Source organism: Bacillus cereus (assembly GCF_025917685.1).
GTDB lineage: Bacteria > Bacillota > Bacilli > Bacillales > Bacillaceae_G > Bacillus_A > Bacillus_A cereus_AT.
On sequence record NZ_CP089518.1, the window covers coordinates 4,881,013 to 4,901,460 of the forward strand.

Consider the following 20,448-nt stretch of genomic DNA (forward strand, 5'->3'; position numbering starts at 1 on the left):
TACTTTAATTATAAATATTTTCCAAATATAAGTAAAGATATCTTTACAAAAAAAGGTAAATAATTCTCAGTATGGAAATATACATTCAAGCACCTTTTATCGGAGGAAACTATTATGTTTGAAAACACTACAATCCAACGTATTTTACAAGAATTCCATATACACGAGCCATTTCACTACGAGGTCACACGTTTTTCAAAAGATAAAGATATACTTATCGCATGTTCTACAACTACATATAAACTATTAATCCGGCTTTATAGAGACTCTTTCACAACAATAGAAGGGCTTCAAACACAAGGGGAACTTTGCCATGCTTTTATTAAAAATGGCATACCAGTATCAAAACGATTCCAAACAACTGGTGGACACTATTACTTACCTGCTCATTCATTTGAAATTCCCTTTCCTATTACGGTGGAAGAATGGCTGCCAGGAAGAGAGATGGAAGATCAAGAAGTAACTAAATCGCTATTACACACGTTAGGAAGACTGTTAGGTACAACACATGCGGTTTCCGAAAAACACCATATTCATTTCGATTACGGTACATATTGGGGAATGTTTGGTGGAAATACTTCCGACGAACCAGGAATATATGATGATATAGAATTAGAAGCAAATAACTTAAAAAAATGTTTACAAGAGAGTGTAATCAATCAAACATTAGTAGATGAAGTTTTCACAGTTTTTAATGAAAAACGCAAACAATTATATAAAGTATGGAGCGAACTCCCAAAAGGAGCTGTACAAGGTGACCTCTCTCCAAACAATATTTTGTTAGACGATAATGGTGCATTCCAATCCCTAATTGACTTCAATATTGCTGGAAATGAGGTGTTTATTAACCACCTTGCCGGAGAAGGAATTTTTTTAGCATATGAACTTATGGGTGATGATAAAGATGAGTGCTTTTACGAATTTTTATCCGCTTATATGAAGGAACGACCTCTCTCTAAACTCGAAAAAGAAACTTTATCTCTCATCATACAAGTCGTGCGCCCATTTCGCTTTAGACGAACTCAGAAAGTAATCCAGCTTATGAATGAAAAGCGATTTACTGATGTGGAAAGGGAATTATCTACTATGCTGGATTTACTGCAACACGAAAAAGAAGGAGGCATCTAAAGAGATGCCTCCTTCTTCGCTATTACATGAAGCCCAATGCATATACAAGAACGTACCCAAGTACCGATAGGCAAACCGAGCCAATCAGCCCTGCCACAAATGCTTTGCTTCCTAATTTACGGAACGTTTTAAACTCTACATTTAAACCGAGTCCTGCCATCGCCATTGCGATAAGCATGTACGCAATGACTACAATATATCCAGCAACAACTTCCGGGATAATTCCAAGCGAATGAACCGCACTCATCGCTAAAAATCCGAAGATGAACCAAGGAATTGGAAGGTCGCGCCACGATTTTTTTTCTTTGCTTCCCTCGCTCTTGCCAAACCATAATCCGATTAAAATTGCTACTGGCACAAGCATCGCTACGCGCGTTAATTTCACAATAACTGCGATGTCTACAGCCGTGCTACCGCCTGGCGCTGCAGCCGCAATAACGTGAGCAATTTCATGCAGCGTCGCTCCCGAGAATACACCGTAACCGTACGGAGATAAGCCAAGAACCGGATATAATAACGTATAAACAAGCGTAAATATCGTACCTAAAATAGCAATGATTGCGGCGCCAACCGCCGTTTCATCGTCCTTTGCTTTCACTTGTGGTGCAATTGCCACGACCGCAGCAGCACCGCAAATCGCTGTCCCACACGCCGTTAAAATCCCTAATTTCTTCTCTACTTTAAATACTTTCGTTAGTCCATATACAACGAAAATTGTAAATGTAATAACAACTGCAGCGATGACCAATACTTTCGGTCCCGCCTTTGCAATATCTACAAGATTCAACCGCATTCCAAGTAAGATGATCCCAAAGCGAAGCAACTTCTTACTCGCAAAGTTCGTTCCCGCTATCGCTTCTTGAGGAATCCCGATTGCCGCGCGCCAAACCATCCCGATTAGAATAGCGATTACTAATTGTCCCATAATATTTAAAAATGGAAGCTCTGCTAAATATTTCGCGACAATGGCGATTAATAACGTAATCCCAATACCTTGCGAAAATCCAAAGCCCTTCTTCTTTTGTATAACAAGTGTTTGTTCCACCTTGTACCACCCCAATAATCATATTGGAACATGCATGTTCTTTCTAGTTACATTATAAGAGAGTTTTTATAATAAGTTTAATATCAATATTGAATCTCTATCATCAGAAATACTTATGATAAAATAAAAACAAAAATAAAGGGGCCTAACAAATGAACGTCGACATTTTGAAAATCTTTGTTACTGTCGTTGAACAAAAACATTTTTCGCGTGCTGCGGAACTATTAAACCTTTCACAACCTGGCGTAAGCATGCACATTCGCAACTTGGAAAATGAATTTGGAACTACACTTATTCAGCGCTCCCCAAAGCATGTCCAAGTTACGGAAGCTGGAAACATATTATACATTCATGCGAAGCAAATGCTTTCACTTTATGAAGACGCAAAACAGGAAATTAACGAACTGCATAACGTCGTAACAGGAACACTTCGCATCGGTGCTAGTTTTACAATTGGTGAATACTTACTTCCCAAAATACTTGCACGCTTTGCCAATGAAAATCCACACGTCGAAGTTCATACATTTATCTCAAATACAGAAGAAGTTTTGCAAAGCCTTCGCTCTAATCAAATTGATATCGGCTTAGTAGAAGGCCAAGTCGTATACGCCGATGTAGACGTTGAAACGTTTATGCAAGATGAAATGAAGCTCGTCGTCCCTCCAAACCATCCATTACTTCACACCAAGGATATAAACGAAGCTACTCTCCAAGACCAAGTATGGGTATTAAGAGAGAGTGGCTCTGGGACACGTGCTTATAGTGACCGCTTTATTCATCAACACCATTTAAAAATGAAGCGATTCTTTACATTCAGTAGTATACAAAGCGTAAAGGAAGCCGTCGCTGCCGGGCTTGGCATCGCTATCCTTTCTGATTGGACTGTACGGAAAGAGCTACTGGCAAAAGAGCTATTCCACGTCGAAGTTCCAAATGAACAACTAATCCGGCCATTCTCCATCGTGCGCGGCAAATATTTCATTCCATCTAAAGCCATTCAAGTATTTTTAAATTATGTAGATTCTTTTGCGAAAAAACAACATTGACCTTCACATTAGTGTGAAGGTTTACAATACATGTAAAAGGAGTGAAACACATTGCGAATCGGAGAGTTATCAAAAGAAACTGGCGTTAGCGAAAGATCACTAAGACATTATGAAGAAAAGGGATTGCTCCCTTCAAATCGCCTCACAAACGGCTATCGTGATTTCGACGAAAGTGCCATTGAAAAAGTAGAGCTTATTCAAATGTACTTACAGCTTGGCTTAAATTTAGAAGAGACGGCAAAAATGATGCGCTGCCTTGAAATTGAACCACACCTGTACGAAAATCCTTGCAGCAGTATCCTTGCACTTTATGAAGATAAACTCAATGAAGTAACAAGACAAATCTCATTACTTTCCAGCATTCAAACGAATTTGCAAAAACACGTTTCACTCCTAAAACAAGCAAAAGAAAAGGGATGATGACATGTTTGTTATACACGGCAGTTCCAGACAAAACGGAAATACAGAAGCTTTAACACATATGATGATTGATGGAATTGAAGCAGAACAAATTTACTTGCGCGACCATACAGTCCATCCAATTACAGATCAACGTCATGATGCAGAAGGATTCCAACCTGTAAACGATGACTACGAGCAGTTAATCGAGCGCATGCTAGAGCACGACACGATTATCTTCGCTACACCGCTATACTGGTACGGAATGAGCGGCCACATGAAGAACTTCGTTGATCGCTGGTCACAAAGCTTACGCAATACATCTCTTCATTTCAAAGAAAAAATGAAAAGCAAAAAAATGTACGTTGTCATCGTTGGCGGAGACAGTCCAAAACTGAAAGCATTGCCGCTTATCGTCCAGTTTCAATATATCTTTGATTTTGTTGGCTCATCATTTGAAGGGTATATTATTGGGGATGCGAATGGACTAGATGAAATCAAGAACGATGCTGAGGCGCTGGCAAAAGCACAATTTTATAATAATAAATTCAAAAATAGCAAACAGAAATAAGTTTGACAACCCCATTTGTATGCGCATACAATAAAAATAATATTATGAAAGGAAGGTACTTTGACCAATGAAGTTCTAATTCTCTTATTTATTTCATCCATCACAAATAGTGAACAAAAATGATGAAAACTAGCAGAGGATTAGTCTGTCCATTTGTCGATACTTTCTTTCGATACGATCATGTAAAAAATCGTTTATTTATGTACGATTTTACATTGAAGGGCGACGTTTATCCTCTCTAGTGAAACTAGGGAGGTTTTTTTATGACTATTTTAATCGCACGTAATATCGAAAAGAGCTTTGGTGATCGCACCATATTTACGTTACCATCACTAGAAATTCAAGCAAACGATCGTATAGGAATTGTCGGAGTCAACGGAGCTGGAAAATCTACGTTATTACAAATATTAAGTAAAGAAGTAGAAGCTGACAAAGGCACAGTAACTCATCATAGTTCTATCGCCATCATTCCACAGCTTAGCGAGGGGATACCGGAAACCGCTTCTTCCCTCGCTAAAGGCAAATGGAATATTTCAAACGTCGCAAATTCAATGAGCGGCGGTGAACGAATGCGCCTAAAGATCGCCCATGCCCTCGAACAAGATGCAGGCATTCTATTTGCTGATGAACCAACAGGTCACTTAGATATGTTTGGTACAGAGCAATTAGAAAAGGCACTTTTATCTTATAAAGGTGCACTTGTTTTAATATCACATGATCGTGACTTCCTAAATACCATATGTACCAAAATCATCGAAATTGAAGACGGCATAATTCAAGAGTACAAAGGGAATTATTCAAACTATCGGAAGCAAAAAGAACGTGAGCGAATACAAAAGCAAGCAGAATATGATCAATATATACAAGAAAAAAATCGGTTAGAACAGTCAATTTTGCAAAGAAAGCAACGTGCTTCTAGCATGACAAAAATCCCAACACGGTTCAGTTCATCTGAATCTAAACTTTATAAGTTAAGCGGGGCTCATGGGCAAGAAAATGTTAGCAAAGTAGCGAAAGTACTAGAAATACGCCTTGAAAAGTTAGAAAAGAAAGAAAAGCCGAAAGACTTTTCTCAAGCTCAGTTTGACGTACAATACCACACACCAATTCATAGCAAAGCGGTTGTACAGTTCAATAAAGCAACAAAGAAAATAGGTGACCGTACACTATTTAAAAATATGAATGGAACTATTGCCCCTGGTGCAAAACTTGCTATTTTAGGGGCAAATGGAAGCGGAAAAACAACTTTGTTCAAGATGCTTCTCGCGAATGAGCGTGGCATCCAGCTTTCGAAAAGTTGTAAAATTGGATACTTTGAACAAACATTATCTATTTTAAAAACAGATAAAACAATTTTAGAAAACGTTCTAGAAGAAACAAACTATACAGAATCGTTCGTTCGAACAATTCTTGCAAGGCTCCTATTCCGCCGTGAAGATGTTCATAAACTTGTGCACGTCTTAAGTGGTGGAGAACGAATGAAGGTTGCACTCGCAAAAGTATTTTTAGGAAACTATAATATGCTTCTGCTCGACGAACCGACAAACTATTTAGACTTAGCAACGCAAGAAGAATTAGAAAGCATGTTACAGGAGTATCCTGGCACAATACTTTTCATTAGCCATGACCGTGCCTTTATTCGTTCTGTTGCAAACCATATTCTACAAGTAGATGAGAGCGAACCAAGAATATTCCACGGCAATTACGAGCAATACACAAAAAGAACCACCCAAGCTTCTGTAAACGTTACTGAACAAGAGTTATTACGATTACAAACAAAATTAACAGAAATCATCAGCCGGATTTCTATCCCAAATCAGCATGATGACATCACATTTCTCGAACAAGAATACGAAAAATTATTAGTTCGAATTCAGCAGTGTAAAGAAGCACTCTAATGTCTTCCACATATATCGACGGGACCTTCCACATTTCCCAAGAAATATCGAGGCTTCGACATAGAATATCGCCCTACCTATCATGTTAGACACAATAACAACAAAAAGCCGTGCATCAGCACGGCTTTTTACTTTATATACGGACAGCAGTCCCGCTCACCGCAACCATTAGCATCCCTTCGCGAACGACTTCGTAATCCACGTCGATACCAACAATTGCGTTCGCATTTTTTTGTCTTGCGAGAGTTTTCATCTCTTCCATTGCAATGTCGCGCGCTTCTTTTAATTTGCTTTCATAAGCGCCAGCACGACCACCGACAACGTCACGGACAGAAGCAAATAGGTCACGAACGATATTCGCCCCCATAATTGCTTCTCCGTTGACGATATCGATATAATCAATAATTTCTTTTCCTTGAATTGTAGACGTTGTTGTTACAATCATGCTTTATAGCCTTCCATATAAGATTTTCACTTACTTATGGTGCACTAATTTAGCAGAAATTATCTTTACGAACTAAACTGAGCTTCGTATAATCGGCTATACCCTCCGCCTTGCTCAATTAGTTCCTCATGCGAACCTTGTTCTGCAATACCATCTTTATTTACAACGACGATACGATCTGCATTTTTAATAGTTGCAAGTCTGTGAGCGATAACTAATGTTGTACGGCCAACAGCTAATTCTGCAAGTGATTTTTGGATAGCAAGTTCCGTCTCTGTATCTAGCGCAGAAGTTGCTTCATCTAAAATTAAAATCGGTGGGTTTTTCAAGAACATGCGAGCAATTGCTAAGCGTTGCTTTTGTCCTCCTGAAAGTTTTACACCACGTTCACCGATAACTGTATCTAAGCCCTCTGGTTGTGAGTAAATTAAGTCCTCCAACTGGGCACGTTTTACCGCCTGCCAAATATCAGCTTCTGAGGCTTTTAAGTTTCCGTAAGCGATATTTTCACGAATTGTTCCTGAGAATAAGAAAACATCTTGCTGCACAATTCCAATTTGCTTACGAAGTGACGACAACGTCATCTCTTTCGTATCAATGCCATCAATTTGAATTGAACCAGATGATTGCTCATAAAAACGTGGTAATAAACTACATAGTGTTGTTTTCCCTGCCCCTGATGGCCCAACAAAAGCAACTGTTTCACCTGCATGTATTTTCAAATTAATATCATTTAAAATCGGTTCTTTATTTTCATATCCGAACGTAATGTTGTTATATTGAATATCACCATGTACATGTTTTACTTCTATCGCATCTTTAGAATCCACGATATCAGGCTCTGTTTCAAGAAGTTCTACATATCTTTTAAAACCTGCGATTCCTTTCGGATAGCTTTCAATAACCGCGTTAATTTTTTCAATTGGTCGGAAGAAAATATTCGTTAATAAGACGAATCCGATAAATCCGCCGTACGTTAATTCACCTTGCAGTACAAACCATGTACCACATATTAATACGAAGAGCGTTACGAGACGCATGAGCATATAACTAATTGACGAATTTAGCGCCATAATTTTATACGCCATTAATTTCGTTGTACGGAAACGAGCATTGTTTACAGCAAATTGATCTTTCTCAAACTTTTCATTTCCGAATGCTTGTACAACGCGGATACCACCAACGTTGTTCTCAATACATGCATTGAAATCAGCAACGTCTGAGAATAAACGTCTAAACGTACCTGTCATTTTTTTATTGAAATAAAGTGCCAACCATAATAAGAATGGAATCACGAAGAATGTTAGAAGTGCCAATTTCCAGTTGATCATCATCATAAATGAAAATGCCCCAATTAAAGTCATTACGGCGATGAATAAATCTTCTGGTCCGTGGTGAGCAATTTCCCCAATTTCCATTAAATCATTTGTAAGACGTGAAATTAAATGACCTGTTTTATTATTATCAAAAAATCTGAATGATAGCTTTTGAATGTGATCAAATAATTTCTGCCTCATATCTGTTTCAATGTTAACACCAAGCATATGTCCCCAGTATGTAACAACATATTGCAAACCTGCATTTAACACATAAACTGCGAATAAACCGAGACAAGCCCATAAAATAAGTGTCCAGTTTTGTCCTGGTAATAACTTATCAATAAATTGATTTACGATAAGCGGGAAACCAAGTTCCAGTAATCCTGCGATAACTGCGCAAGAAAAATCGAGTACAAATAAACCTTTGTACGGTTTATAGTAAGAAAAAAATTTACGTAGCATATTTTCCCTCCCTTTTCCAAATTAAAAGACTCCCTAAATGATAACCATTATCAAATGTTTTTTCAAGTTATCCGTCTATGAAACTAAAATAAGGTTTGCGATAGTTGTCGTTTTTTGCCGGAAAGTCGATATATTTGGATAATCGCCGATATAAATTTCATTTACTATCCATCCCGCTCCAACTAAAAGAAAAGGTTGTCATCAACTTAAAAGATTAATTGTTCCCCAAAATAAAAAAATGAGCTGGACTCTCGCAAATAAATGTAAAAAAGTAAAATTTTCGTTATAGGGGGTGTCTCAAAACCTTAGCTTGGCGGGCGTATGACGGCACCGCATACCCATCAACTTAAGAATATTAACTACCCCAAAGTGTAAAAAAACATTATAATTTCTAATAACCCTTTAAAATCAGTGCAGTAACCTCTTATAGAGCAAACTCCGTTTTATCAGCATCTGGCTTTTAAATACGAGATTTCGAATTTTCAATCAAATAGATACGAAGTTTACAGCATTATAAGGTGAAGTTACTAAAGAAGAGCAAGCCAAAGGGAGTGTGATAAAAGATGAAAAAAATTCTTGCTATATCTGTTCTATCTGTTGGTTTACTTGTAGGTGGTATCGTATTGGTTGATAGAAGAGAGACGGTGACTCAATCGGATATCTCAAAAAAAGAAAAGAAGTTTAAGAAAATAAACGATCCTATCATGTTAGAAGATAGCTTTCAATCCGGACTAGAAAAATGGAAAATATCTATCAACGACCCAGAAAATCCTAACAACCTAGATACTGAAACGATCATGCAGCGTGTACATGTAGTAGATGCGCCCGACATGCCGGGAGATCACAAAGCAGTGCAGTTCTTTGTTCCGCATTCTCAAGGACAGTTCCGTTCGGAAATTGCACAGCCACACGAAGAAGGGTTCCACGAACGTTGGTATACAGCACGGATTTATATCCCACAGGATTGGGTGTTCGACACCAATAGTGGCATCGATATCGTCATGCAATGGCACGCCGTGCTCGGCAATGAGCGGGTCGATAAAGATTTTCCAGAATTGGCTATTGCAGTGGAAGGTAACAGATGGAGTATACAACGTGCATTCGGTCCTGCTGCGAATATAAAACGCGATTCTAAGACATTGGATGAACCGGTGCAAAAAGGAGTCTGGTCTTCTTGGGTAATCCATGCAGAGTGGTCATCAAGGAACAACGGATTGCTACAAATATGGAAGGATGGAAAAGTTGTATGGAAAGTGCAAGGTCCTAACGCCTATGCAACACGCGCGCGTACGCCTTACTTAAAGACAGGGATTTACCATCCACATTGGAACCCGAAGTACTTCGAGCTGGAAGCTGGTCCGGTGAAAGAACGGAAGATTTTTATCGCTGATGTCAAGATTGGAAACGAACGGGCGACCTACCAGGACATGATGACCAAAGATGATTCCTCAAAGAAGAAAAAACAGACCTCCGGAACAAGTGAGTGATGCAGAAGATTTACGATTTTAATATAAACTTACTAATTTCATGAAGAGTATAATTATAGAGAAGTAAAACGGGTCGTTTCAATGAAATTCATTCCGTGTTATGACCCGTCTTTACATGTATCATGAATGAACCCCATCGCTATCAAGCTAACAAAACTAAATTTCCTTAAAATGAAAAATACGCTATTCTTTCTGCAGAATCATAGGAAAGGATGGCGTTTTTATATCTGTTTCTGACGAATTACAACTATTTGCTCAAGAAATTCAAAGTTTTTATCTCTAAATACCTTACGGGATCCTGCTAGAGATGTTGGTTTTGTACAACGAGCCAGTAAGCATTAAGCAAAAGATTTAGTAGAAAATGTAGCAATAACTTCTTTAACTTAGTTATCTAGCTGTTTAGAAGCGTCAACAGCAGCACTCATCAATCCTGAGGGACTGAATCAACGATTTAATAAGTTGGCCGTCCAACTTTTACAACACCTACTAGCCGAACTACTAAGCAAAAAATTGGCCGCATCTATGCCGATTTCTTCTCCATACACTTCTATTTTCAAGCTTATTCGTATTTTAGATTCAACTGCATTTCAAATTTCCTCGGTTTATCCAGGTGCAGGAGGATGCAGCCATACGGTTGGGATAAAAATGCAATTTGAGTATGATTTATTAGGTGAACAGTTCCTTCATATTCATACAGATCCAAGTAAACAACATGATCGCACTTACAGCTCTCTGTGTGCCCAATTGTGACAGCGCATGATTTACATATCTAAGATTTAGGTTATTTGCATTTAAAAGAACTTCAATTAATTCTTCAAAAACAAAAGAAACATCAACCATTTCATTAAATTGACGAAGCATATTGTCTTTGGGCACGACGATATCCTAAATCGCCATGAATGAGCTAAGAGTAAGAGATCGTTGATTTGAAATCATCCAAGAAACCACCTAGAATTAGTACAACCATTATTCATAAAAAGTGCCCTCGAGCTATCAAAGGTGGTACTTCGCCTGATCAATCTCCTATAACAAAACGGGCGGAAATCTCATCGATATGAGAAAAAAACGGCATTTGATATATTAGGTGTCATTTACAATTGTACCCTGCCTTATAATCAAGCCGCTTAATTCAAAAAAGTGAAACCCGCTAAGGTTTATTCCGTATACAAATTTTTCAATCAACTACACTTGCCCTTTAGAAAAAAGAAACGATCTCGTCTAAAATTAACTTTGCATAAGCTTAACTTGATAGCGATGTGATAACACCCCCATTTCTATTACATCGCTTCCGAATCCCACTCATGCTCCTGCTGAACAAATACAACACCCAATTCGTGATGTCCCCCGGCGTATAATGCCGTTTGAGCAAGACGAAGCTCCCCATTTGTATCTAATACTTCTAATTTACAAAATGCTCCTGTTGTCTTCGTTTGAAGCGCATCATAAAACTCTTCTGTACTTCTTGGAATGACTCCATTTACTTTCGTAATAACTTCTCCAGGCTTTAAATGCATCTCTGCCCCAATTGTATTCGGAATTGTATCTAGCACAACGAGCCCATCATTACGTGCGGCAAAGTACGCCGGCCTTGTCTCATCCACAATTTTTTCTTGCATCGAGATTGTGAAACGTCCAAGCATTGCGACTCCCATCGCGATTATCGCGAATACGTGCCACCAATAACTTGCGATTCCTAAAACGAGCACGAGTCCTGCTAGTCCATATACACGTCTTCCTGTAAATAATAAAGCTTCCGTTGGCTCATAACTTCTAATCGTTCTCATAAATCCAATTAAAAATGGAACGAGGAATAAAGAGTATGTAGTTGAGCCTATTGAAACGACAGGCCACCAAGGAATAAATCCTGTCACCGCGTCTCCTGGTATAAGAATAAATACTGGTACAAGCCATAAACGATTTGATTCATGTAGCCCAATTCGTAGCCCACGCTTACCTTTTTTAATTTTCGGCGTAGAATATCGCACTGCATTTTTAGAGATTAATAAACCCTCTACAACGAGCATAACGCCTAGTAAAATAGCAAGGGATACAATCGTACCCTCTTCACCTTCTCCAAGCTGTAAGAAGGAAACTGGCATCTTAGACGATAACAACACGAATGCAATAGCGATACCGAACGTATAAGCTACAGATAAATATCGATACATAGCAGTTAATCCAAATAATAACGTCCAAAGTAAAATTGCCCATAAACTCGCTTTTGAAACGACGAGCCCGAGCCCGACCGTAATAATAGATACGATTAATCCGTACTTAATACCTGCAAATAGAGTTGTTCGCAGTTCAAACCAAATATCATATACTTTAAAAGAAAAATCTTTTCGTTCTCTTAATATACGTAAGTATCCAACGAAGATACTACTAATTAAAAATACATAGACAGCAGGGTGTAAGAAAAAACGTCCAACTGCTCGTAGTATTTCAAAAAGCCATGCCTCCACGAATTCATTCACCACCATTTATATCATTCTTTCTTTTTATCTTATCATATTTAACACATAAAAAAATACAGGCATCAAAGTGCCTGTATTCTTTCTTATTTCGCTATTAATTTCAATGCCGTTTGTAATTGTAAATCGTTTTCTCCAGAACGGATTTTTTCAATGATCTTATTTTGAATTGCTTCAGCTGTCTTTTTATCAAGTTGTCCTGTCGCTTCCATCTCATTTGCATTTTGGAATGCTTTCAGTGCTGATTCTGTCTCTTTACTAAAGTATCCATCATCACGGCCTGGTACATATCCTAAGCTCTTGAGCATTTCTTGCGCGTGTTTTACTTGCACATCATTCGAATTGTATGAAAGTGTCTTTTCAATTTGAATTGGTGTCGCGTGATAATAATCTGGTTGCTTCACTTCTACAGTTGGCGCGATTCCTTTTTTATGAATCCAATTACCGTCCGGTGTTAACCATTTAAACATCGTTAATTTAATGTTGCTGCCATCTTTAAATGGAACAGCTTGTTGGACAGTACCTTTACCAAACGTTTTTTCACCAATTAAATCGTATCCTTCTCCTTCTTTTAGCGCACCAGCTAAAATCTCTGAAGCAGAAGCACTTCCATTATCAATTAATACTGAAATTGGATATGACTTTCTTTCTTTCAGTTCCGTAGAGAATTTCTTCTTCTCACCATTTCGCTGCTCTACTTGCAACATTGGCTTTTTATCTGTCATGATGTCTCCTAGTATGTCTTCTACACTATTTAAATAGCCACCAGGATTACCACGTACGTCAATAACTAAGCCTGCTATATGTTTCTTCTCTAATTCTTTTAACTGATCCTTAAATTCTTTCGCAGTATTTTCAGCAAAAGAAGTAATTTGCATATAACCGATATCTTTTCCGCTCTCTTGCTTTACGGAACTAAATACAGTAAAGATTGGAATCTTTTCACGCTTAATTTTAAATACAATCGGATCAGCCACTCCTGCGCGCTTAATTTCAATTGCAACAGTCGTTCCTTTTTTACCACGAATTTTCAATACTGCTTCTTCACGTGATAAATCTTTCACACTATTTCCATCTACAGATAAAATTTGGTCATTTGGTTTAATTCCTATCTTTTCTGCTGGTGAACCTTTAATTGGCGATACGATAATAAGCTTACCGTCCGTTTTGTTCACTTCAGCTCCAATCCCTTCAAGTTCAGGATCTAGTGATTGACTAAACTGTTTTGCCGTTTCTTTATCCATATACGTGGAATAAGGGTCCTTCAGCGTAGACAACATGCCTTGTATTGCACCTTCGACTAACTTGTCGTCTTTCACGTCTTCCACATAACGTGAATCAATTAGTGCATACGCCTCATTAATTTTTGCCAAATTCCCTTGCGCTGTGCCAGCATTACCATTCGATACTGTTTGCGTTACATACGCTGGGTTTATCCCAAACCAGTACATACCACCAAACATCCCGCCAGCACCAATTAAAAATGCAACAACCATTCCAATAATTGCAACTCTACGTTTCAATGCGGAATTCCCCTTTCCAGAACACACAGGTGGTGTAGCAAAAGGCATCACACGATGTGTGATGCCTTTACCTATTTCTACTATATGATAAGCTTGTACGAATTATGTTTGCAACTTTTTATACTTTTAAGAAGCGACGAATTGACATTACACTTCCCCACATACCGATTAATGCACCGATTAACACTAATAAACCAGCTAATTGGAATACGAATGGGTTGTATGGTAGAAGCTCGAAAATTGTTCCGCCAAGTTTTTCATTAAACACACCTTGCAATGAATTATATATAACTAAAATTAGGCCAATTGGAATAATTGATCCTAATACTCCTAGGAATAATCCCTCTAACAAGAACGGCCAACGAATAAACCAGTTTGTTGCACCAACAAGTTTCATAATTTCAATCTCAGTACTACGAGCATAAATTGTAATTTTAATTGTGTTAGAGATTAAGAACATCGCTGTGAATAGAAGACCAGCAATTAACGCAATCCCGATGTTACGACCAGTTTTTACAGTATCAAATAATTTTTCAACTTGACCTTTACCGTATTGAACATTACTTACAAACTGCATTTTCTCAATCTTTTTCGCAATTGTTGCCGTATCAGTCGGCTCTTTCGCCTTTACAACAAATACGTCTTTCAGTGGGTTATCTTGCTCAAATAATTCGAACGTTTTTCCACTATCGCCTAAGCTTTTAATTAAACGTTTCAACTCTTCTTCTTTAGAAGAATATTTAATAGAATCTACTTTCGCAATTTTACTCATATCTTCTTCTAATTTCTTTTGATCAGCTTCTTTTGCTGCTGGATCAATATGCACACGAATTTCTACATCTTGCTCTACTTTCGTCGCAAAATGGTTCATATTCATAATCGCTGTTAAAAAGACACCTACAAGTAATAATGTAACTGTTACTGCACTTACAGAGGCAAATGTCATCCATCCGTTACGGGATAGATTTTTTACACCTTCTCGCAAATGTCGACTAAGGGTCTTAGCCTTCATATCCGTATCCTCCCTCAATCTCGTCTCGAACAATTTTTCCGCCTTCAATTGCAATTACGCGATGACGAATTGTATTTACGATATCTGCGTTATGTGTCGCCATAACAATCGTTGTACCACGCTCATTAATACGTTTAAAAATCTTCATAATATCAAGAGCCGTTTCAATATCTAAGTTACCTGTTGGCTCATCGGCAATTACAACCTTTGGTCTATTTACAATCGCTCTCGCAATAGCCACACGTTGTTGCTCTCCGCCTGAAAGTTCACTTGGAAGTGCATCTGCACGATCATCTAGACCTACAAGACCTAACACTTCTGTAACACGTTCACGAATCGCATCTGGTTCTTCTTCAATTACCTCTAAAGCAAACGCAACATTCTCATATACCGTTAATTTAGGTAGCAATTTAAAATCTTGGAAAATTACGCCTAATTGACGACGGAAATATGGAACATCTCTTTCTGCTAATGTTTCAATCACAAGTCCATTTACATTAATTGATCCTGTAGATGGCTTCTCTTCACGATACATCATTTTAATAAATGTAGATTTTCCGGCTCCACTCGGTCCAACTACGTATACGAATTCACCTTGTTTAATGTTAACTGTGAGACCAGCAATGGCTTTCATACCATTTGGGTACTCCTTATAAACATTCGTCATTTTTATCATTATTTATCACCCAATACTTAATGATTTTTTTCGAAATACTTTTCTGTACATTTGAAAATAAAAGAAAACCTTATTCTCGCTTGACCATTCTTGTTGAAGGTAGCTTCCATACATGCTTTTTATTAGCAATGCTACTCTATGTAATATATTTCATCAAAATTCTACAAACCTCATTGTAACATCAATCGGTTTCCAGTTCGGATACAATTTTGTTACAGTTATGTTACATCCCCAAAAAAGGTAAACGAGCTAATGTAATTGCTTAACCAAAAGCGCTTTTCGGTCAAGTTATACAATCAGCTCGTTTATTAATTACGTTTCTTATTTATGTTCAGCTAACCATTCAGCTACTTTTTTCGCGTCCTCACCTTGAATAAGTCCTGGTGACATTGAACCGCGTCCTTTTTTAATAATTTCCTCGATATCTGCAGCATCATACTTACCGCCTACTTTTCTTAAATCAGGTCCAGTTGCCCCTGATAAATCTGTCGCGTGACATCCAGCACAACTTCTTTGGAAAATTTGTTCTGCACTATCTGCACTTGCAGATTGTTTCGAGGGTTTACTTTCTTCTTTATTTCCACATGCTCCTAAAGCAAAAACGACTGATGTTCCTAACGCAATAGCCAACAATTTCTTTTTCACTTCTATCGCTCCCCATTGTTGATATTCTTTTCATTCATAACTAGGCAATAGTCCTCATAACACACTCAATATTCATTATAAGCATTATCTTTATATAGAAAAACTAAGGTGTATTTCATATTTTTTACAAATATATCGAGAAGCCTAATAAAATAAAGCTTTCACAAATTGTTTCAATTCTGTGAACACCTTAGAAAGTTCTATAAAAAACCTCTTTCTTCAAAGTAAATCAAAAAAATTCCATATACGGTCCTACTCTATTACCTCTTTGTTTTACTATTCTCTACTTTTTACAAAACAATATGCAGCATTGTATTCTACATATAATCTCATCAAAAAGAGAAGTTGTCGTTTTCAACTTCTCTTCCTCATTATTTCATCAATATAAATAAGATAAACCTCTTTATACCCTCTTTTACCTCAGCATGTGCCAACAATCCTGTTGGCTTTTTCTCTTATTAAATACGAGAACGTAAATACGCATCAATAAATGGATCAATTTCTCCATCCATAACTGCTTGTACGTTACCCACCTCTGTATTTGTACGGTGGTCTTTCACAAGAGAATACGGGTGGAATACGTAAGAACGGATTTGGCTACCCCATCCGATTTCTTTTTGTTCCCCACGGATTTCATCTAATTGCGCTTGTTGTTCTTCTAATTTCTTTTGATATAATTTCGCTTTTAACATTTTCATCGCGTGCTCACGGTTTTTAATTTGAGAGCGCTCTGACTGACATGTTACAACCGTATTTGTCGGTGTATGCGTAATACGAACTGCTGAATCTGTCGTATTAATGTGCTGCCCACCAGCTCCACTTGCACGGTACGTATCAATTTTCAAGTCTTCTGTACGCACTTCAATTTCAACTTCATCATTGAACTCAGGTACAACTTCACAAGATACGAATGATGTATGACGACGGCCTGAAGAATCGAACGGTGAAATACGTACAAGACGATGTACACCTTTCTCTGCTTTTAAGTAACCGTAAGCGTTATGACCTTTAATTAATAAAGTAACACTCTTAATACCAGCTTCATCACCTGGTAAGTAGTCAACCGTTTCTACTTTAAATCCACGTTTTTCAGCCCAGCGTGTATACATACGTAATAACATAGAACCCCAGTCTTGTGACTCTGTTCCACCTGCACCTGGGTGTAATTCTAAAATAGCGTTATTTTTATCATAAGGATCGCTTAGCAGTAACTGAAGCTCATACTCATTCATCTCTTGAATTAAAGTTTTCACTTCTGACTCTAATTCCTCATGTAAATCCTCATCATACTCTTCTTTTAACAGTTCATGCGTAATTTCTAAATTTTCGAACGTCTCATCTAACTGACGGAAACTTCCAACCATATCTTTCAACGCATTCGCTTCATTAATTACAGCTTGTGCGCCTTGTTGGTCATCCCAAAATCCTGTGCCCATCATTTTTTCTTCTAACTCTGCAATTTGCTTTTCCTTAGTAGGGAGGTCAAAGAGACCCCCTAAAAGCCGCTAATCTCTTAGCCATTTTTTCTAATTCTTGCCTAATTTCTACTAATTCCATTTCCTTCACCTCTATGTAATTGCTGTTACTTTCATATGAAAACAAGGGAAACTCTCTCCGCTTATTACGGAGAGAGTTTAATCCTTTTTATTATACATTTTTGATGTAAAAGTTTGCAAAGCAGTCTGAACTACAGTTTCCTATTACTGCCCAATGCCACAACAGTTTTTATATTTTTTGCCACTACCGCATTTACATAAATCATTGCGTCCCATTTGGTCACCTTTTACAACCGGTTTTTTCTTCGCTTCTTCGCCATCGCTAGATGGATGAACAGCTTCACCTTGAGCAACTTCTTGACGCTCTAAGTTTTGTTCAATTTCAGCTTTCATAATGTAACGAGAAATTTCCTCTTCGATAGAAGCAATCATTGACTCGAACATTGCGAATCCTTCCATTTGATACTCACGAAGTGGATCAATTTGACCGTAAGCACGTAAATGAATACCTTCACGAAGATGATCCATCGCATCAATATGCTCTGTCCATTTCGTATCTACAACACGGAATACAACAACTTTTTCGAACTCACGCATTTGCTCTTCTGGCAGAAGCTTTTCTTTGTCGTTGTAACGCTCTATTAGCTTCGCGATAATTGGCTCGCTCATTTCCTCTGGAGCAAGGCGACGTAATTCTTCTTCTTTTACATCTCCTTCTTGCAGAAGGTTTGTATTTAAATAGTCAACAAGACCTTTAATGTTCCAATCTTCTTCAATTTCCTCTTGTGTATGAAGCGCAACAGCACGTTCTACCGTAGATTTCATCATACCTTCAATAATACTGCGTAAGTTCTCAGAATCCATTACTTCTTGACGCTGTTTGTAAATAACTTCACGTTGCTGACGAAGTACATCATCGTACTGCAGTAACTGTTTACGTGCATCATAGTTATTTCCTTCTACACGTTTTTGTGCAGATTCTACCGCACGAGAAACCATTTTACTTTCGATCGGCTGTGAATCATCCATACCAAGACGATCCATCATCGCTTTCATATTATCAGAACCGAAGCGGCGCATTAGTTCATCTTCCATAGACAAGTAGAACTGCGTTACACCAGGGTCCCCTTGACGACCAGCACGACCACGTAACTGATTATCAATACGACGGCTTTCATGACGCTCTGTACCGATAACTGCTAGACCAACGTTTTTAATATCGTCTCCAAGCTTAATATCCGTACCACGACCAGCCATATTCGTCGCAATCGTTACAGCACCTTTCATACCAGCTTCTGCAATGATATCTGCTTCACGCGCATGGTTTTTCGCGTTTAAAATGTTATGGCGTACACCTTTACGTGTTAACATTTTTGAAATAAGCTCTGACGTTTCAATTGCAACTGTACCAACAAGAATAGGTTGCCCTTGTTTATGACGATTTACAATATCCTCAACAACTGCATTGAATTTGCCTTCCATTGATTTGAAGATTAAATCAGCACGGTCATCACGAATAATATCTTTGTTCGTTGGAATTACGATAACATTCATATTGTAAATACTACGGAATTCTTCTTCTTCCGTTTTCGCTGTACCAGTCATACCAGATAACTTTTCATACATACGGAAATAGTTCTGGAACGTAATTGTCGCGAGTGTCATACTTTCATTTTGAATTTCTACGCCTTCTTTTGCTTCAATAGCTTGGTGCAAACCTTCGCTATAGCGACGACCTTTCATAAGACGACCAGTGAATTGGTCTACAATTACGATTTCGCCTTCTTGTACAACATAATCTGTATCAAGGTGCATAACAACGTGTGCACGAAGCGCCTGATTAATATGGTGAAGAAGTGCTACATGTTTTAAATCGAATAAGTTATCGATATGGAAAGCTTTCTCAGCTTTCGTAATACCATCTTCTGTTAACATTACATTTTTCGTTTTCACATCAAATGAATATTCTTTTTCATTTTCTAATGTACGAACGAATGCATTTGCAAACATATATAGCTCTGCTGATTTTTGAGCTTGTCCAGAAATAATAAGCGGCGTACGTGCTTCATCGACTAGAATAGAATCGACTTCATCGATAATAGCAAAATGAAGTGGACGCTGAACGCACTGCTCTCTATATAACACCATGTTGTCACGTAAGTAATCGAATCCAAGCTCGTTATTTGTGCTATACGTAATATCAGCAGCATAAGCAGCTTGTTTCTCTTCGCGCGACATACTGTTTAAGTTAATTCCTACCGTTAAGCCAAGGAACTCATGAAGTTGTCCCATTTCGCTCGCATCACGTTGCGCTAAGTATTCATTGACTGTAACAACGTGAACGCCTTTTCCTGTTAAAGCATTTAAATATACAGGTAAAGTAGACGTTAACGTTTTACCTTCACCAGTTTTCATCTCAGAGATATTCCCTTCATGTAAGGCAATACCACCCATTAACTGCACACCATATGGACGCATTCCAAGAACACGAGTTGCTGCTTCACGAACAACTGCAAAAGCTTCAGGAAGTAGATCGTCTACTGTCTCACCTTTTGTTAAACGTTCTTTAAATTCAAGCGTCTTTCCTTTTAATTGCTCATCAGTTAGTGGCTTAATAGATGATTCTAATGCATCAATTTGCTCAACTGTCTTCTGCATACGTTTAATTTGGCGTTGGTTAACATCGAACACCTTTTTTAAAATACCGATCATAGGGAATACGCTCCTCTTTTTATTAAAATAAAACTTCCGATTGCTTTTTTCTTTCTCTCTTTACAATCAGTCGTTATAAAAATCAAATATATGTTATGCCAATTTTTCTCCTA

Annotated in this window: 16 protein-coding genes and 2 pseudogenes; 8 read left to right on the top strand and 10 right to left on the bottom strand. The window is 37.9% G+C overall.

Translation table 11 applies throughout. From position 1 onward, the window contains the following. Window positions 1–114: 114 nt before the first annotated feature. Window positions 115–1,128, top strand: a complete 1,014-nt coding sequence (locus LUS72_RS25590) for a phosphotransferase enzyme family protein (RefSeq protein WP_264448414.1) — start codon at window positions 115–117, stop codon at window positions 1,126–1,128. A 22-nt stretch (window positions 1,129–1,150) separates the two neighbouring features. Here the strand turns inward: LUS72_RS25590 and LUS72_RS25595 are convergent, their stop codons facing one another. Further along, window positions 1,151–2,173, bottom strand: a complete 1,023-nt coding sequence (locus LUS72_RS25595) for a YeiH family protein (protein WP_097832358.1) — start codon at window positions 2,171–2,173, stop codon at window positions 1,151–1,153. 152 nt (window positions 2,174–2,325) lie between these two features. Between LUS72_RS25595 and LUS72_RS25600 the strand changes: the two genes are divergently transcribed. The 4 genes from LUS72_RS25600 to abc-f all read left to right on the top strand — a co-directional run bounded on the left by LUS72_RS25600 (window position 2,326) and on the right by abc-f (window position 6,087). Continuing rightward, window positions 2,326–3,219 (top strand): LysR family transcriptional regulator, encoded by an 894-nt coding sequence (locus LUS72_RS25600; RefSeq protein WP_097832359.1) that lies wholly within the window; start codon window positions 2,326–2,328, stop codon window positions 3,217–3,219. A gap of 51 nt (window positions 3,220–3,270) precedes the next feature. Next, a complete protein-coding gene (locus LUS72_RS25605; protein ID WP_097832360.1) occupies window positions 3,271–3,639 on the top strand; it encodes a MerR family transcriptional regulator in 369 nt (122 codons plus the stop codon). A gap of 4 nt (window positions 3,640–3,643) precedes the next feature. Beyond that, window positions 3,644–4,189, top strand: a complete 546-nt coding sequence (locus tag LUS72_RS25610; RefSeq protein ID WP_097832361.1) for a flavodoxin family protein — start codon at window positions 3,644–3,646, stop codon at window positions 4,187–4,189. A 263-nt stretch (window positions 4,190–4,452) separates the two neighbouring features. Beyond that, entirely contained in the window at window positions 4,453–6,087 is a 1,635-nt protein-coding gene (abc-f, locus tag LUS72_RS25615; protein ID WP_264448415.1) for a ribosomal protection-like ABC-F family protein, read from the top strand. 133 nt (window positions 6,088–6,220) lie between these two features. Here abc-f and LUS72_RS25620 read toward each other — a convergent pair whose 3' ends face one another. Next, the gene (locus LUS72_RS25620) at window positions 6,221–6,532 is read right to left on the bottom strand and encodes a YbjQ family protein (protein WP_002112849.1); all 312 of its coding nucleotides are present in this window, start codon (window positions 6,530–6,532) and stop codon (window positions 6,221–6,223) included. 65 nt (window positions 6,533–6,597) lie between these two features. Continuing rightward, on the bottom strand, window positions 6,598–8,313 hold the full coding sequence (locus LUS72_RS25625; RefSeq protein ID WP_264448416.1) for an ABC transporter ATP-binding protein: 1,716 nt from the start codon (window positions 8,311–8,313) through the stop codon (window positions 6,598–6,600). Window positions 8,314–8,876: 563 nt separating this feature from the next. On the opposite strand from LUS72_RS25625, the gene LUS72_RS25630 reads away from it, so the two are divergent. The 3 genes and pseudogenes from LUS72_RS25630 to LUS72_RS25640 all read left to right on the top strand — a co-directional run. After that, complete coding sequence (locus tag LUS72_RS25630) at window positions 8,877–9,800, top strand: polysaccharide lyase family 20 protein (protein ID WP_264448417.1); 924 nt, start codon at window positions 8,877–8,879, stop codon at window positions 9,798–9,800. Between the two features lie 223 nt (window positions 9,801–10,023). Continuing rightward, window positions 10,024–10,570 (top strand): annotated as a pseudogene (locus tag LUS72_RS25635) (IS4 family transposase); the annotation flags it as partial. A gap of 205 nt (window positions 10,571–10,775) precedes the next feature. Then, window positions 10,776–10,928 (top strand): annotated as a pseudogene (locus LUS72_RS25640) (IS4 family transposase); the annotation flags it as partial. Window positions 10,929–11,077: 149 nt separating this feature from the next. Here LUS72_RS25640 and LUS72_RS25645 read toward each other — a convergent pair. The 7 genes from LUS72_RS25645 to secA all read right to left on the bottom strand — a co-directional run bounded on the left by LUS72_RS25645 (window position 11,078) and on the right by secA (window position 20,335). Next, a complete protein-coding gene (locus LUS72_RS25645; protein ID WP_264448418.1) occupies window positions 11,078–12,262 on the bottom strand; it encodes a PDZ domain-containing protein in 1,185 nt (394 codons plus the stop codon). 95 nt (window positions 12,263–12,357) lie between these two features. After that, window positions 12,358–13,842 (bottom strand): S41 family peptidase, encoded by a 1,485-nt coding sequence (locus LUS72_RS25650; RefSeq protein WP_071748008.1) that lies wholly within the window; start codon window positions 13,840–13,842, stop codon window positions 12,358–12,360. Between the two features lie 70 nt (window positions 13,843–13,912). After that, complete coding sequence (gene ftsX / locus LUS72_RS25655) at window positions 13,913–14,806, bottom strand: permease-like cell division protein FtsX (RefSeq protein WP_097832365.1); 894 nt, start codon at window positions 14,804–14,806, stop codon at window positions 13,913–13,915. Next, window positions 14,796–15,482, bottom strand: a complete 687-nt coding sequence (ftsE, locus tag LUS72_RS25660; RefSeq protein ID WP_097832366.1) for a cell division ATP-binding protein FtsE — start codon at window positions 15,480–15,482, stop codon at window positions 14,796–14,798. Before ftsE ends, ftsX begins: the two co-directional genes overlap by 11 nt. Window positions 15,483–15,803: 321 nt before the next feature. Continuing rightward, a complete protein-coding gene (gene cccB, locus LUS72_RS25665) occupies window positions 15,804–16,127 on the bottom strand; it encodes a cytochrome c551 (protein ID WP_097832367.1) in 324 nt (107 codons plus the stop codon). 458 nt (window positions 16,128–16,585) lie between these two features. After that, window positions 16,586–17,684, bottom strand: a protein-coding gene (gene prfB, locus LUS72_RS25670; protein WP_264448419.1) for a peptide chain release factor 2 whose coding sequence is annotated in 2 segments (ribosomal slippage) — window positions 16,586–17,611 and window positions 17,613–17,684 — 1,098 coding nt in all. Because the reading frame shifts where the segments join, the coding sequence is not laid out codon by codon here. Between the two features lie 143 nt (window positions 17,685–17,827). Beyond that, a complete protein-coding gene (gene secA / locus LUS72_RS25675) occupies window positions 17,828–20,335 on the bottom strand; it encodes a preprotein translocase subunit SecA (protein ID WP_071770862.1) in 2,508 nt (835 codons plus the stop codon). Window positions 20,336–20,448 lie beyond the last annotated feature (113 nt).